The sequence below is a fragment of the uncultured Mucilaginibacter sp. genome, assembly GCF_913773635.1.
In the GTDB taxonomy this organism is placed as follows: Bacteria; Bacteroidota; Bacteroidia; order Sphingobacteriales; family Sphingobacteriaceae; genus Mucilaginibacter.
In genome coordinates this window covers 121778-137279 of record NZ_CAJYGQ010000011.1, presented here as the reverse complement: position 1 = coordinate 137279, position 15502 = coordinate 121778, and the positions used below count along the sequence as shown (strand labels likewise).

The 15502-nt window shown below is 41.1% G+C and carries 14 protein-coding genes and 1 tRNA gene; 8 read left to right on the top strand and 7 right to left on the bottom strand.

From position 1 onward, the window contains the following. Positions 1–3 precede the first annotated feature (3 nt). From QZ407_RS14010 to QZ407_RS13980, 7 genes are all read left to right on the top strand, one after another. The gene (locus tag QZ407_RS14010) at positions 4–915 is read left to right on the top strand and encodes a helix-turn-helix transcriptional regulator (RefSeq protein WP_295772163.1); all 912 of its coding nucleotides are present in this window, start codon (positions 4–6) and stop codon (positions 913–915) included. A gap of 263 nt (positions 916–1178) precedes the next feature. After that, positions 1179–3515: a TIM-barrel domain-containing protein gene (locus tag QZ407_RS14005; RefSeq protein ID WP_295772161.1), complete on the top strand. Its 2337-nt coding sequence runs from the start codon at positions 1179–1181 to the stop codon at positions 3513–3515. A gap of 112 nt (positions 3516–3627) precedes the next feature. Next, complete coding sequence (locus tag QZ407_RS14000) at positions 3628–4629, top strand: family 43 glycosylhydrolase (RefSeq protein ID WP_295772159.1); 1002 nt, start codon at positions 3628–3630, stop codon at positions 4627–4629. 18 nt (positions 4630–4647) lie between these two features. Beyond that, a complete protein-coding gene (locus tag QZ407_RS13995) occupies positions 4648–5973 on the top strand; it encodes a glycoside hydrolase family 43 protein (protein WP_295772157.1) in 1326 nt (441 codons plus the stop codon). A gap of 67 nt (positions 5974–6040) precedes the next feature. Continuing rightward, a complete protein-coding gene (locus QZ407_RS13990) occupies positions 6041–6958 on the top strand; it encodes a glycoside hydrolase family 43 protein (protein ID WP_295772154.1) in 918 nt (305 codons plus the stop codon). A 519-nt stretch (positions 6959–7477) separates the two neighbouring features. Continuing rightward, on the top strand, positions 7478–8290 hold the full coding sequence (locus QZ407_RS13985) for a hypothetical protein (RefSeq protein ID WP_295772152.1): 813 nt from the start codon (positions 7478–7480) through the stop codon (positions 8288–8290). Beyond that, positions 8287–9072 (top strand): HAMP domain-containing sensor histidine kinase, encoded by a 786-nt coding sequence (locus QZ407_RS13980; RefSeq protein ID WP_295772150.1) that lies wholly within the window; start codon positions 8287–8289, stop codon positions 9070–9072. The genes QZ407_RS13985 and QZ407_RS13980 overlap by 4 nt, the downstream gene beginning before the upstream one ends. Before the next feature lie 349 nt (positions 9073–9421). On the opposite strand, the gene QZ407_RS13975 is transcribed toward QZ407_RS13980, so the two are convergent. Together QZ407_RS13975 and QZ407_RS13970 are read right to left on the bottom strand one after the other, a co-directional pair. Then, positions 9422–9495, bottom strand: a tRNA-Asp gene (locus QZ407_RS13975). A gap of 151 nt (positions 9496–9646) precedes the next feature. Further along, positions 9647–9907: a hypothetical protein gene (locus QZ407_RS13970; RefSeq protein ID WP_295772148.1), complete on the bottom strand. Its 261-nt coding sequence runs from the start codon at positions 9905–9907 to the stop codon at positions 9647–9649. An 86-nt stretch (positions 9908–9993) separates the two neighbouring features. On the opposite strand from QZ407_RS13970, the gene QZ407_RS13965 reads away from it, so the two are divergent. Further along, on the top strand, positions 9994–10785 hold the full coding sequence (locus QZ407_RS13965; protein WP_295772146.1) for a hypothetical protein: 792 nt from the start codon (positions 9994–9996) through the stop codon (positions 10783–10785). A gap of 63 nt (positions 10786–10848) precedes the next feature. On the opposite strand, the gene QZ407_RS13960 is transcribed toward QZ407_RS13965, so the two are convergent. From QZ407_RS13960 to QZ407_RS13940, 5 genes are all read right to left on the bottom strand, one after another. Then, positions 10849–11424, bottom strand: a complete 576-nt coding sequence (locus QZ407_RS13960; RefSeq protein WP_295772144.1) for a DUF1543 domain-containing protein — start codon at positions 11422–11424, stop codon at positions 10849–10851. Positions 11425–11469: 45 nt separating this feature from the next. Continuing rightward, positions 11470–11925 carry a PA2169 family four-helix-bundle protein gene (locus tag QZ407_RS13955; protein ID WP_295772142.1) on the bottom strand — a complete coding sequence of 152 codons (456 nt, stop codon included), beginning with the start codon at positions 11923–11925 and terminating at the stop codon, positions 11470–11472. 35 nt (positions 11926–11960) lie between these two features. After that, positions 11961–13676 carry an FAD/NAD(P)-binding protein gene (locus QZ407_RS13950; protein WP_295772140.1) on the bottom strand — a complete coding sequence of 572 codons (1716 nt, stop codon included), beginning with the start codon at positions 13674–13676 and terminating at the stop codon, positions 11961–11963. 112 nt (positions 13677–13788) lie between these two features. Beyond that, complete coding sequence (locus QZ407_RS13945) at positions 13789–14259, bottom strand: hypothetical protein (protein ID WP_295772138.1); 471 nt, start codon at positions 14257–14259, stop codon at positions 13789–13791. A gap of 125 nt (positions 14260–14384) precedes the next feature. Then, entirely contained in the window at positions 14385–15446 is a 1062-nt protein-coding gene (locus tag QZ407_RS13940; RefSeq protein WP_295772136.1) for a WYL domain-containing protein, read from the bottom strand. Between the last annotated feature and the right edge of the window lie 56 nt (positions 15447–15502).

Genomic DNA, 15502 nt, shown 5'->3' with positions numbered 1-15502 from the left:
GTTATGAAAAAGCAGGACAATCATCCGTACAGATTTGAGTCATTGAGTGATGCACATCGTGTGTTTGGCTTACCGGCGCCTAAGCACCCGCTTATTAGCCTCATTAACGGTGTGCACGGTCAGGTGGGACTGCCGCAATCACATGTTCTTAGCTTTTATAAAATATCGAGCAAACCCAAGCTCAGCGGTAAATTAAAGTATGGGCAAAGCCAATATGATTTTGATGAAGGCGGAATGCTGTTTGCTGCCCCCGGACAAATCATTGGCCAAAATGAGAACGAAAACGGCGTGTGCTCGCAATATACCTTGCTTATTCATCCGGATTTCTTTTTGGGATACCCATTAGCAAAAAACATTAAACAGTACGGCTTTTTCTCTTACTCCACTAACGAGGCACTTCACTTGTCAGAACAGGAGCGCGAGACTATTCAGACTATATTTCATATGCTGGAAACGGAGTTAAACAGCCGTATTGACCACCTGAGCCAAAATGTGATCATGGCTCAAATTGAGTTATTGCTCAACTATGCCGATCGTTTTTATAAACGCCAGTTTATTACCCGTAAACCTGTTAGTAGTACATTGCTACAGCAGCTTGAGGAATTGTTGAATGATTACTTTTCCAGTGAAGATACACTTGGTAAGGGCATCCCCACAGTACAGTATTTAGCAGATAGACTCAGCTTAACGCCCAGTTACCTGAGTGACATGCTCAGGTCTTTAACCGGGCAAAATGCACAACAGCATATTCATCACACACTTATTGAAAAAGCAAAAGAAAAGCTATCAACAACCAGGCTTTCTGTGAGCGAAGTGGCTTATTCACTTGGGTTTGAACATTCGCAATCATTTAGCAAGCTGTTTAAATCAAAAACCAATCTTTCACCGGTTGAATTCAGGCAGCAATACAATTAAACCATTTTGAAAAGGGATAGGGCATTTTCCGTGGTTGTTGAATTGTAAAGCGTAGCCGGTGGGGCAGGCTTTAGTAGGGTCAGCTATTTTACCAAATGCTTTCAGGAAGGATATGGTGTTAAGCCACTGCAATACATAGCATCTTTTAAGCTTCAAAACCCTCGTGATGGATAATTTCAATCAGATTAATAAATATTTCATCGTATGTATCAAGGGTTGTTATTTGCAGAATTTAAATTTGCTGTACCAAAAAGCCAAATTATATGATCAACTTGAAATGGGTTTATGTAGCCATGTTGCTACTATCATTTTCAACAACACATGCGCAGGTTAACAGTAATAAGCAGGGAGCCAGCTTTAAATTCAACAGCACTGATGTCGAAATTCAGTTTTACTCTCCATCAATTGTTCGGGTAGTTAAAACGCCTGATAATAAACCCTACAAAAAAAGCAGCTTGGTTATTATTAAAACGCCCGATAAAACAAACGTAACACAACAAAGGGAAGGAAGTAACCTCGTATTGCGCTCGTTAGCGTTAAAAGTAGTTGTGAACGAAACCAATGGCAGCGTAGTTTTTTATGACTTAAGCGGCAAGCAGCTTCTTAAAGATAGTACCACCACTTTTACTCCTAAAGATGACGCAGGCACACCATCTTACAATGTAAAAGCATCGTTTGTACTTGACGCAGATGAGCCTGTTTATGGTGTAGGGCAGGTCATGGATAACAAGTTTAACCGGCGCAACAGCAAATATGTGATGAAGAATGAGAATACGTTTACTTATTCTCCCTACTTCATGTCGGTAAAAGGTTATGGTGTGTATTGGGATAACTATTCTATTTCTGAGTATGCCGATTCGCCGGGTAATTTATCTTTTCAAAGCCTAGGGCACTGTGCCGATTATTATTTTATGTACGGTAAAAATGCCGATGGCGTAATTAAGCAAATACGAAGCCTATCGGGCAAAGCACCAATGTTACCGCTTTGGGCGTACGGTTTTTTTCAAAGTAAGGAGCGCTATACCAAACAGGAAGAAAGCCTTGAAGTGTTGCAAAAATACCGTTCGCTCAAAGTTCCTATTGATGTAATTATACAGGATTGGCGTTACTGGCCCGAGTTTAAAGGAACCGACAGTGCATGGAACTCGCAGCGGTTTGATACGATTCGTTTTCCAAACCCCAAAAAATGGGTTGATGATATACATAAGCTCAATGCCCGGTTAGTGATTGTTACATGGCCCGGCTTTGGCCCTAAAACAGATCAACGTAAGGAACTGGATTCAAAAAAAATGATCCTGAACTTTGATACCTGGCCACCTAAAAGCGGTGCAAAACCATATGATGTATTTAACCCCGAAGCGCTTAATATTTACTGGAAATATCTAAATGAAAGAATATTCAGTTACATAGGTAATGACGGTTGGTGGCTGGATTCGACCGAGCCGGACCATATCAACGTTAAAGATGCCGACTTTGATGTACCTACTCATCTTGGATCATACCGCAGTGTAAAAAATGCTTTCTCACTTATGCATAACGGCGGTATTGCAACGCGTCAAAAAGCTGCATCAAAAAATAAACGGGTTGTATTGCTTACACGGTCGGGCTTTGTGGGGCAGCAGCGCTATGGTTCAAATACCTGGAGCGGCGATGTTGGATCGACCTGGGAAATGCTGGAAAAGCAAATACCTGCAGCGCTGAACTACACGCTTATGGGCATACCCAATTGGAATAGTGATATTGGAGGTTTCTTTGCCGGCCGATGGAATAAGGAGGGCGGCGCTAAAAATCCAAAGTATCAGGAGTTATATTTGAGATGGATGCAGTTTGGTACCTTTTGCCCAATGATGCGTTCACATGGCACCGAGGTACCGCGCGAGATATACAATTTCGGCAAACGGGGCGATTGGTGTTTCGATGGGCAAGAAAAGATGATCAATATGCGCTACCGTTTGCTACCCTACATTTATAGTACCTCGTGGGACGTATCGCACAATGATGGCACTTTTATGCGCCCGCTCATTATGGATTTTGCAGCAGATGCTAAAACGCACGAAATTGGTAACCAATATCTATTCGGTCGCTCGGTGATGGTAGCTCCTGTTACCAAGCCTGAGGTAAGCAGCTGGCCGGTATATCTTCCGGCCTCAACTATGTGGACTGACTTTTGGACCGGAGAACAACTCACAGGTGGGCAAACAATAAACAAAGAGGTGCCTAAAGACATCATACCTATGTATGTTAAAGCTGGCTCAATATTACCATGGGGCCCTGCGGTGCAATATTCAGGCGAAAAAAAGTGGGATAACCTCGACCTGCGTATTTATCCCGGAGCAAATGGCCGCTTTACCCTTTACGAAGACGAAAAAGACAATTATAACTACGAAAAAGGCAGTTACAGCACTATTGACATTAGCTGGAACGATGTAAAAAAGGAGCTTACCATATCTGCGCAAAAAGGTAAGTATCCGGGTATGCTTGTATCACGCAAATTTAACGTGTGCCTGGTGAAGGCCGGTTTAAATGTTGGTATGCAGGCAAATAGCGTAAGTAAAGTTGTAAACTATAACGGCAGGCAGGTAACTATATCTTTAAATTAAGATTATAAGCTTTGTTATTAAATGTTATTTTTACATTTAATATTAGTAAACCGGTTTTACTGATACCGGCATACATTCATAGTTGCCTAAAACCAAATTAGACCTCGTATTTATGTTTAAAATTTTAACGCCCTTGTTATCATTGGGTACCCTGCTTGTAGTGCAGCTGGCATCGGCACAAAGTGCAAAAAACGGTAACCCGGTTTTGCCCGGTCATTACGCCGATCCTGATATTATGTACTCACACCAAACTAAAAAGTATTACCTGTACCCTACAAGTGATGGTTTTAAAGGATGGAGTGGTACCTATTTTAAAACCTTTTCTTCGAAAAACCTGCGTGACTGGAAGGATGAAGGTACAATACTGGAGCTGGGAAAAGATGTGCAGTGGGCAAACCGTAATGCCTGGGCACCCTGTATTGAAGAGAAGAAGATAAACGGAAAATATAAATACTTTTTTTACTTCACGGCAGCGCAAAAAATTGGTGTAGCTGTTGCTGATGTTCCAACCGGGCCATTTGTTGACTTAGGCAAGCCATTAATTGATAGCCGGCCCGAGGGTGTTAACAGAGGTCAGACTATTGATCCGGATGTGTTTACTGATCCGCAAAGTGGAAAAAGTTATCTTTATTGGGGCAATGGCTTTATGGCTGCAGCACAACTGGCAGATGATATGACGTCTCTTGTTCCCGGAACGCTTACCATGCTAAAGCCCGACAGAACTTTCAGAGAGGGAACATACGTTTTCTACCGAAAAGGCACCTATTATTTTATGTGGTCTGAGGATGATACGCGCAGTCCTAATTACCGTGTGCGTTATGCTACGGCAACATCTCCGTTAGGTCCGTTAACTATACCACAAAATAATATTGTAATTCAAAAAGATACTACTACAGGAATTTATGGTACTGGGCATAATTCGGTATTACAAGTTCCGGGTAAAGATGAATGGTACATTGTATATCACCGTTTTGAGTATCCAAATGGTATTAATATGGGTGAAGATGCAGGTTATAACAGGGAAGTGTGTATAGATAAAATGGAATTTAATGCTGATGGTAGTATAAAGCCTGTTACACCAACACACACCAGTGTTAAAGCCCTCAAAAAGTAAATTGTAGCCAAAGCAAATATGAACATCATAGCTTTTTTATACGTTGCTGCAATTGGAGTATTAGCTGCCGGTTATAGTGTAGCGCAAAATACAGGTGATGCAAAGCTTAGCAATGAAGATAGGGTAGAGCAAGATGCCAGGCAATTGCGCATTCCGCAGGGTTATACAAAAAATTTAAAATGGAACCTTCCGCTTGATTCCGTTGGAATCAATGGCTCAGTAATTAATTGGCAGTCTAACAACTTAACGTATGTGAGCCATGATGGTAAGCTGATGAAACGACCGGCCAGGAATGAATCTGTAAAAGTAAGGATGACGGCAACCTTAACAGCCGGAGCAGAAAAGCGAACTAAGCAGTTCACGGTAAAAATCGCCCCGCAAGATCCTATATTCAATGGTTACCTTTTCAGCTATTTTGAAGGTGCCGGACCAAAGCAAGCTCAAGAACAGATTAGATTTGGTGTAAGCAGTGATGCCATACATTGGACGGCTTTGAATAACAACGAGCCTATACTATCATCAGCAAATATTTCATCAACCGGAGGCGTGCGCGACCCGCATATATTGCGTGGTGAAGACAATAAGACTTTTTTTATGGTAGCAACAGACATGTTTACCGTAAAAAACGGTTGGGGATATAACCCAGGTATTGTATTGCTGCGCTCGAAGAACTTGATTGATTGGTCGCACGGCATTATTAACCTTGAAAAAAGTTATCCGCAACTGTTTCCAAATGTACAATGGGTTTGGGCGCCGCAAACTATATATGATCCTGATGAGGATAAATATTTGATTTACTTTACGGTTAAGCTTAAAGACAAGCCTGCACTTGATTTTTACTGTGCCTATGCCAACAAAAACTTCACCGCCTTTGAAAATGAGCCGCGATTAATGTTTAAAGCCAAGTATGGCGCCATTGACGGCGATATCATTTATAAAGATGGCTTATATCACTTTTTTTATAAAGGAAATACAAAAAACAACGAGGGCAAGGAAACAAGAAATGGCATACAGCAGGCTACAGCCAAAAGCTTGCGCGGTCCGTGGGTAGAAGACTTTAAATATATTGATGCCTACTCTGGTACAGGTACTTCGGTAGAGGGATCGGGCATTTTTAAGCTAAACAATCAAGATACTTACGTACTGATGTATGACCTTTATGGCCGCCTGCGTTATGAATTCCAACGCAGTACCGATTTATTCAACTTTACTAGAACGCCCGAAACGTTTACAAAAAACTTTTACCCGCGGCATGGTACGGTAATGAGCATAACAACGCAGGAGGCACAGCGCATTAGTAAAAAATGGACAGGTGTACCGGCACAGCTTCTTCATAAAGAATAATGATATGAATTACCGCAGCACCATTGCAGCTTTTACGTGCGTTTTTACTTTATGCTTTTGCTGTACTTTGAACCTTCAAGCACAGGTAAGTAAGGATAGTGTGTTTAAGTTCAAGTCTGGAGGTAACCCCATTATAAAGCATAAGTTTACGGCCGACCCAGCTGCATTTGTTGAGGGCGATACTTTATGGCTGTTTACTGGTCATGATTATGATGGTGATCAAAAGGGCTACAAAATGAAGGACTGGTGTGTGTTTTCAACAACCGATTTAAAAAATTGGACGGAGTATCCTACACCATTGAAGGTTTCAGATTTTACCTGGGATATAACCGGTAAAGCTTATGCCGGCCAGGCCGTTAAGCGTAACGGAAAATATTATTGGTATATAAGTACAGATGGATCGGGAATAGGCGTGGCTGTGGCCGACAAGCCTCAAGGGCCATATAGAGACGCTATAGGGAAACCTTTACTTACAAACGCCGATTGCTTTGCCTCAACCCACAACTGGACTTGTATTGACCCTGCCGTGTTTATTGATAATAACGGACAAGCATGGCTTTTTTGGGGAAATGGGGTTTGCTATTATGCAAAGGTCAAAAGCAACATGGTTGAAATTGATGGTAAAGTGAATAAGATAGACTTTGCCGGATTCAAATTCGAAGAAGCCCCGTGGGTTCATAAATATAAGGACAACTATTACCTGTCATATGCCTCTGGTTTACCCGAAAAGACAGCCTATGCCATGGCTAAGAACGTCAACGGTCCATATGTGTACAAGGGAATATTAAACGAGGTGGCAGGTAATAGCGGTACCAATCATCAGGCGATAGTGAAGTTTAAAGGTAAATGGTATTTTATCTATCACAACGGCACACTTGAGCGTAATGGTAACAGCTTTAGCCGTTCGGTTTGTATTGATCAGCTGCGCTACAACAAAGACGGTTCCATTAAGCGGGTTGTGATGACTACAGAAGGGATAAAATAAATTTCCGTCTGGCCACATTATAGTTTCACGTGAAACTGATTTACTAAGCGCCTTATAATTAGTGTAATGTTAATGCATTAAGGTGCTAGGTAGCAAATATATATATATATCTATACAAGGGGCTTCAGCATATTAGTCTACCTAAAATCGGTGCTATTTTACGTAAAACGTCTGTTAGAGGGAATTAACAAAATGCCTGTTAACAAAATGTTCAGGCCTTTTGTCTTCTAGCGAAATGGTATTAATTTATTGCCATTGACAAAAGCTAATATGGATTGAATCTGGTTTAACAGAATACTTACTCAAAAATTGGCATTTTAGGATATAATAGCGAGAGTAATCAAATTGGGTTAGTATTGTATCTATCGGGAGTGGATTGATAGCTATACTATGAAATGTAATTATTGATTATGCCGGATCATTCAATGATAAATAAAATGGTTATCTGAAAGGCTAATTAGGTTTAATCGAATCAAACGTTGTATTTTGACGTTAAGCTTATATTGGCCCCTATTTATCTTGAAACGTAACTTCGCTTTGATACCTCGTCGTAAAATACCATTCTTGCTTGCCTTGCTTACTATTTTGGCAGGCTTTTCCGGTTTAGTCGGCTGGTATTTGCAGATGCCTGCCCTATATACATTTCTATCTCACGGAGCTTCTATGAAGTTCAATACAGCACTGTTCATTACCATACTTGGACTGTCGCTCTTTTTAGCGACAGAAGAAAAGCGGACAGCCGCCAGCGTGCTGTGTTCACTCGTCCTTTTGTTCAGTACATTAACGTTAGCTGAGCATCTTCTTAATATTGATTTTAAAATAGACCAGTTGCTGGTTATAGATACGTTCACCGATGCTAAGGAGGAACACCCCGGGCGTATGTCGGCGTTCACAGCTTTTGCGTTCTTCCTTACTACAATGGGGTTTGAGTTTGCGCTGTTTAAGAAATATGTTTGGGGCCAATTGATACTAACCGTTGCTTTGCTGGCCATCTACGCTGCCTTCGTAGGTATTTTGTTTAACATTAATGGCCTCTTTACCTTCGGGCAATATTCATCTATTGCTTTACCCACGAGCATTGGACTGCTCAGTGCAACCTTAGGCTGTTTATCCTGTACCGCACATCAGGGCTGGTTGCGTGAAATCTTTTCTGAATATTCGGCAGCTGTAACAGCTCGTTATGCAGTTCTCAGCTTCTTCCTGATCTTACCAGTTTTTGCAGGCTTGCTTTCGCTGATGTTGGCCAAAACCGATGTCTCTCCCGGCTTCGCCATTGTAGTACTCGTAACTGGGTTTGCAGCGCTCTCCTACCAATTGCCTTTTTTATATTGAGAAAACTTAACCGATCTGACGAAAAATCAACCTTTCTAACTGCGGAACTTCAAGCCAGCAGCCAGCAGCTTCGCTACAGCAATGAAGAATTGGCCCGCAAAAACAAAGAACTGGATAACTTGATTCACATTATCAGCCACGACCTTAAAACACCTATTATGTCATTACAGGGGTCTATTGAAATTTTAGAGCGTAAGTTAGCGGCAAAAATTGACGAGAAAGAAAAGCACCTGTTTGCCATTCCCCGCAAATCGGCCAAACGTCTGTCCGAAACCATCAAACATCTGAGCGAGGTTATAAAATCACAAAAGCTGGCCGATAATTATGAGGAAGACATTGACCTTTGCGCACTGGTCAAGGAAATTGAGGCAGAACTACAGAATACAATCCGCGATACCGGTGCCCGCATAACCGTGAATATGGATAATTGCTGGATCCGTTATAAACGTATGCACCTGCACAGCATCATGCAAAATCTGCTCACCAATGCATTGAAATTCCGTCACCCGGACAGGGCACCGCTGGTTGAGATAATGGCCGCTTCAAAAGAAAAAGATATTGAAATACGCGTTTCTGATAATGGCCTGGGAATACCGGAAAAAGGGATGTCGGATTTGTTTCATAAATACAAGCGCTTTCATGAGCAGGTAGAAGGTACCGGCGTAGGCTTATACCTGGTGCAACAATTATTATCTATGCATGGCGGAACCATTAAGGCCATTAGTCAGGAGGGGCAAGGCACCACCTTTATACTTGATTTACCGATAGACCCCATCCGTTAATTATATTGTATTCGTTAACCATCGCTATAGCTTCAGGCTTAAAGATGATTTAGTGCTGCTAAAGATTGAAATAGTCACGTATTATTGTTTTTGGCAATCCTTTGATTTCCAAAATTGTGGCTAGGTATGAAACAATAATGGAAGCCATCGCTTTGGCAGGTCGAAAACAGCCTCCTTGGCACAATACATTTAAATCAAATGATTATGAGTTTTCGTTTACCTAAAGTACAGGATCAAGACAGGTAATCAAAGAATTCATTATCTGTGGTATGAGACGGGCGCTTACGGAATAAAAAAAGCGCCTAAATCATTGATTTAAGCGCTTTCGGTGGGCTTTGACACCCTTTTGCGGAATGGACGGGACTCGAACCCGCGACCCCATGCGTGACAGGCATGTATTCTAACCAGCTGAACTACCACTCCTCCCGTTTGGGATTGCAAATATAGAAATATATTATGCTCATGCAAGCAAGAAAAATGATGATTTTAGAATTAATAATTTATATACAAAAGTTAATGAGTGTAAGGAGATTAAAGAAGTTTGATAACTACGCCAAGTAAAAGCTGCGTAATTTTACCTGCCGGAAAGGAAGCCAACTGATTTATGTTCCTTTATTTCCGTGGCAAAGCCTTCTAAAAAAAGCTGGTCATTTACATATTTCACGCGTAGAGTATTCTCGTCTACCTTAAAGTTCTGAAGTTTTAGTTTCTCGTTAATAATATCTATTACTGCTTTTGTTGCAAAACTTTGGGTTATCTGTAGGTTTTCGTCAATTGCTTCAAGCGTAACTCCTGTCACTTTATATGAAAATCCAAGTATGTTTTTCTCGCTCATGTGTTCTTACTTTATGTTTAACAAGGTAGTTATAGTATCGCAGTTTAATATCAATTTATCAGCTATTGTATATTATTAACCTCAACTTGAACTTTTACCGTTTAGTAAATCTTATAAAAGAGTTTTTTGGTTTAATGTATAGCAATCCTATTTTAGTTTCATTTTGTGCCACTACAAATGCTTATGCCGGTTGGTACGAGTGCTATAATTTTGAAGGCACCATTGGCAAATTTCCAGTAACGCTATCTATGCAGGTGCGCAAAGGTTACTTTGGCAAGCCTGCTAAAAAGAAATTTAACGTTATTGGCATTTACAAGTATAACAAATACAATTCTCCAATTAAGCTGGAGGGTATTTTTGATGAGCATAATAAGCAGGTAACGCTTTATGAGGTAACAGGCAAAAACTATTCGGCCGTGTTACAATTTGGATTTTCAGAAAAGCAGTGCGCCGGAATATGGCAAAATAAGGCAACCCTTAATAAATTGCCTGTGAGTTTAATGTTCGTATCTAAGCTTTTGGATTTAGAACGCAAGCAAGCATTTTCTAGCGTCGATATACTACAAGCGCAGTCACTTACACGGTTTTACTTTATAGCATGTTATGACAAGGTCAACAGTGCTGACAAGGCTGTACTGAGTGAGTTGAAAATTATCCAAAAGAGCAATGGCAAAATCTTCCAGGTTATAGATTTATCGAAGATTGATGATGCTATAGGAAATGTGATTACTGTTATTTATGATAATTTAGAGGTTGTAGATGCAAAAAAGCAAATAGTAGGACTATCGCGAAATGTAGGTAACGATCAGGCTCCTTTACTTATTAAGTGGAATACTGCTTCCCGACGTTTTATGTTAGATAAGTCTTTGATACACTAACAGTGTACTTGTAAGGTATTACTGCATTCAATGCTTTAAACCGGTAAAGTATGTTATCGTAGCTTATAATTTATCCAGTTTAAAGTAACCTAAGTGTATTTGATCATGTTGGCCATCTGCACACTTGCTGAGTACTATATCATATTTTGATCGGGTTTCGTCAGAAAGCACATCATCTACACGATAAATATCATCTACATCAATGCCATATTTTTCATCAATATGAGCACTGGCACTTTTTACACTTGCAATGCTGGCCTCTTTAAAAAAGGGGGTCATGGTTGATGTTTTAATAGCGCCTTTGCGGTCTTCCTGTACAGTAAGCAGTGTGTAGTGCTGCTCTTCAAGCTTACCGCTTTGATAGCCGCCTAAATTAACAAAGAAGAGGCGCTTGCCACTTTCGGGGGCTTTTAAGTCAGACTTGGCGTTTACTGTAACAGAGTAGCCATCTACATGATTAATTTCACGCCAGCCATCAATGTGTAAGCTGCTTCCCGCCTCTGGCCAAAATTCAATCATTTGAGGCACCAGTTCCTGAAGTGATCTGGCAATTCCGAAAAAATAGTCGTGCTGCTCAACTGTACGTTTTAAGGGTTTGGAGCCTAAAAGCACCATGAAAAGTTTAAGTGGTTCTTCCATATAAAAAAAGCTGCGTTTTACCGCAGCTTTTTAAGTATTCAATTATTATTTAGAGGCGTCTCTTAATCCTCTGATGGTATCATGTGCAGCATTAATATCTTGCGATTGTGCAGTTACTGTTTGTAACGCTTCGCCCGAAAGCTGACCTTCAGTTAACGCGGTTTGGTACGCTTTTTTAATTGCGTCTTCGCCACGTTCAGCTTCTGAAAGAATGCTTGCACGGTCGCTGCCGCCAAATAATGATTTTACGTCAATCCATGCACGGTGTAATGTACCGCTTACACTGTTACCGGTTTCTGCATCGCCACCACGTGCTGCTGTTAGTGCAGTCAGCTCCTGGCTAAACTTACGGCTTTGTGCAGAGTACTCTTGAAAAATGGCTTTTAAATCAATGTTCTCATCGTTAATATCTGCAATAGCTTTTTCAAAACCAGCTACGCGGTCATTATTAATTTCGATAAGATCTTGTAATACGTCAATTGTTTTTTCTGTAGATTCCATAGGTATGTTTTTTTATTAGTTAACATTAACATTAATTATGCCAATAGTGTTTTTACAATTGCGACCGATGCGGCCTCGCCAAAGTCTAAACCTGAATAATCAGGGTTGTAACCGCCAATAAATGGCACTGCCATTATGTATATACGCTCGTTGAGTGCGTTGTATTCGTCAACAGCCTGAAAGCTATCATTGATGGTAACACCCGGAACGGTAAGGTAATACCGCCCATCCCTGTCCACGCCAACCTGGTCACCTTGTTTTTCCTGCTCTTGCTTTCCTTGCTGCTGATCTCTAAAGTATAATTTGGCTCTGCTAACGGTTTTGCCATCTACCAGTCCTTTAAACGGCAATTCATCAAACGACAAATGGGGCTGACCTATACAGTCAACAAATGTTTGATACTGTTCATGATGTTCTCCATGTTCATCAGTGTAATGGTAGATGATGCCACCTGTATCCAAAGCTTCAACTTTACTGTCATCACCAACCGACACTATATCGAGGTGCCCGGCCTGGTGCATAGCAAGCATTTCTGCAGCGGAGCTTTGCGGTACATAGGCAATTACAACAGATATCAAAGGCATTAATTCACGTTTAAGGCGAAGCATATCTTCGGCCGCGAAGTATTTGGCCGGATAGTTCATTGCAAAGCTTAAAACGCCGAGCATCTCTTTCCAGTAAATAGATTCGCGACGTTTAATTGACCTATCTGCTTCGGTGTATTCGGCTGCAAGCAACTTAAAGGCATCAACCCGTTCCCGAAGCTCCATAACCTTGGCTACGAACCCTTCAATAGACAGGTCTTTAATTTCTTCATAATAGGCCGGGTCATTTTGTTGTACGCCGGCTTTAAAGTTTTTGTCAAAAACATAGTCTAGCGGCAGGAAGCCCTCGTTTTTTGCTCTTACAGCCGCAATTTCATCTGCAGTAAGTATGGTGTCTTTACCCAGGTGAGAATCTTCCAGGTGAAAGCGTAATGCGGGTAGTAAACCGTTACGCGAGTGCATTTGAATTTTAAAATCGGGCGAGCTTGCTTTCACCTTATACACAACTTTGCCACGTTCATCTTTATCAAAGGTTCCGTTATATCGGCCTAATGTGCGTATGGCATCAATTGCAGTTAATGATGAGCCGCGAACCGCTACCGGATGATTAGCCTTAAAGGTCAATTTTGATGGGGGATAGGGCGAATCGTAATAGCCCTCAATTTTACCTTCATATTTTTTAGGCCACAAATGCCCTGTGCAAATAATTACTCTATCAAACTCGGCACTACTTTCGCCATTTAAGGTAACTGTTACTTTCTCATTCGCAGCGTTATCCACAACGTCGGTTACGGTGCAGTTAAAGTGAACGTTGGTAACAATGCCAGCTTCTTTAGCTTGTTTTTGCAGCAGCTTAAACTGATCGCCCAGATACTGCCCGAACAATAACCGAGGTAAGGTTTTGTACTCGTTAAACTGCTTTGGGTCAATACGGAATTTGTCGAGCGTGTCTTTAGGTAAAGTGCATATCCATTCGGCAACGGGTGTAACAATATCAGGTATTTCATTGCCTGATACGTTTGTTATGTGTTCATCATTAGCGCCATCGGCACTATAGGGCATGCCGGCACCTAGGCGGCCGCCTTTTTCAAAAATGTCAATTTCTATATTGCTTCTGCCTGATTCGACTAGTCGCTTGTAAATGAACAATGCACTCGGTCCGCCGCCCAGTATTGCTATTTTTAAATGAGGTGTATGACGTGTCAATTGGTAGATATGTTGCTTTTTTTTAACAGCAACCATACCTTAACTTTAAAAAATGCTCATTGTGTCGGGAAATTGATGGTTAAACATGTTTTACACCTACACGGAATACGATTTACCTTTTAATGAAGTATCGCGACTCATTAGCTACTAATTCCGACCCATTATATAACACTCCGTTTATGGTGGTATAAGGGCAGTCACCACTTACATTCTTTACCGAGTAAATGATGGTATCGTCTGCCTGTGTCCCAATTTTCATAATCAGCGTATCGCCGGTGGTCTGTAGTTTTAGTGGAACTAAAAATGCTTTCACATTCGCGTTGCCATATACGTTGGGGCGGATGGTATCCTTTCTATTAGCATCGGCTTTACGGAAAAAGTAAAGGTCTTTAACCTGATACCGAGGCGTAGCAGAAAAAAACAGATCTTCTGATGTTGTAGCATCCACTATGTTTAAGGGTAAAACCAATTGTGGGCTTGGTTCGCAGCCTATTACCGGCTCATCGACTTCTTTAATACATGAAGAAACTGAAACTAAAATGCCTGCAATTATAGCAAGGGTAAAAATGAAATTATGCCGCATGATATTTGCTTTAAGTTTATTAAAGGTTACTTAAACCACTACGCAGACTTGTTATAAAACGTAACACATGATTTAAAAATGTATTAAAAAACTGATATATAAGAATGTGAGTGCTTACAAGAGAGCTACCGTTGCATTTCAGTTGCCGTTCCTTCCGCCTCCTCGTCACGCTGATTCTGCTTATATCCTTCCAAAGCTTTCCAAAACTGCTCCTTTATTTGTTTAACCAGTATACGCGGACCTAACACCCGTATCTTAGAACCAAAGCCTAGCAGTTCGCGCTCCAGTTCAAAGTTTAAGATGACACGTATACTGAATATTTTGCCGGTTTGGTCTTCGCTCAGCAGCTTTTGCGTATGGTGCAGTGGCTTGGTTATAATATAGAGGGCATTGTCTTTATCTATCCAAAAAACCACCTCACAATCACGCTGATTAGGGCTTTTAGTTACGCCTATAACATCGTTGTAATAAGTGCTCAAATCTAACTGTGTGTTCTCGCGGTAATCGTCTGCGTGTTCTTCAATAGTTTGAATACGGTCTAAAGCCAGGGTAAGCAAAGGCGCATTGCGCTGATGTGATTGGCCCAGCACAAACCACCGGTTACGATACTCTTTAAGCAAATAGCCGCTGAAGCAAAAAGTACTAGGACCACGAGCCTTGAACGATTGATAGGTAATACACAGCGTTCGTTTGGTAACAATGGCTTTTCTAATTACCTCTATCCACTCCAGGCCTTTTAAATTATCGTTCTTTTCAAAATCAATAACCGGGGCACTGTGCGTTTTCTGGGTGTAAATTTTGTCTTCCAGTTTGCTCACCATTTCGTTAACGTCCGCAAAGTGACCAAAACCTTTAAACTGCTTTAACAGACCCGAAACCTCGCTCAGTACCTGCATATCCTGTTGATTTAGCGGGCTGTTGGTAATGCTGTAGATTTTATCCGTATAAGTGTAATACTTCTTATCAATTACCGCTATGGGCGCTTCGTAACCCAGTTTGTTGCTGCGCATCATTTCAATATCAGCCTGCACGGTACGGCGGCTTACGCCGGTATCAATACCCTGATACTCATAAATGGCGTCGCTGCATGCTTCAATTAAATCGTCCAGCGTCCACCTTCTTTTTCGGTTTTGAAGGCACTGGTCAATGGTACGATAACGGATAAGGGCATTGCGGTTAACAGGCATTGTTAATTTTGGATGTTAGCGATTCGATTTTGGAATTATTTTTTATGAAATTATAA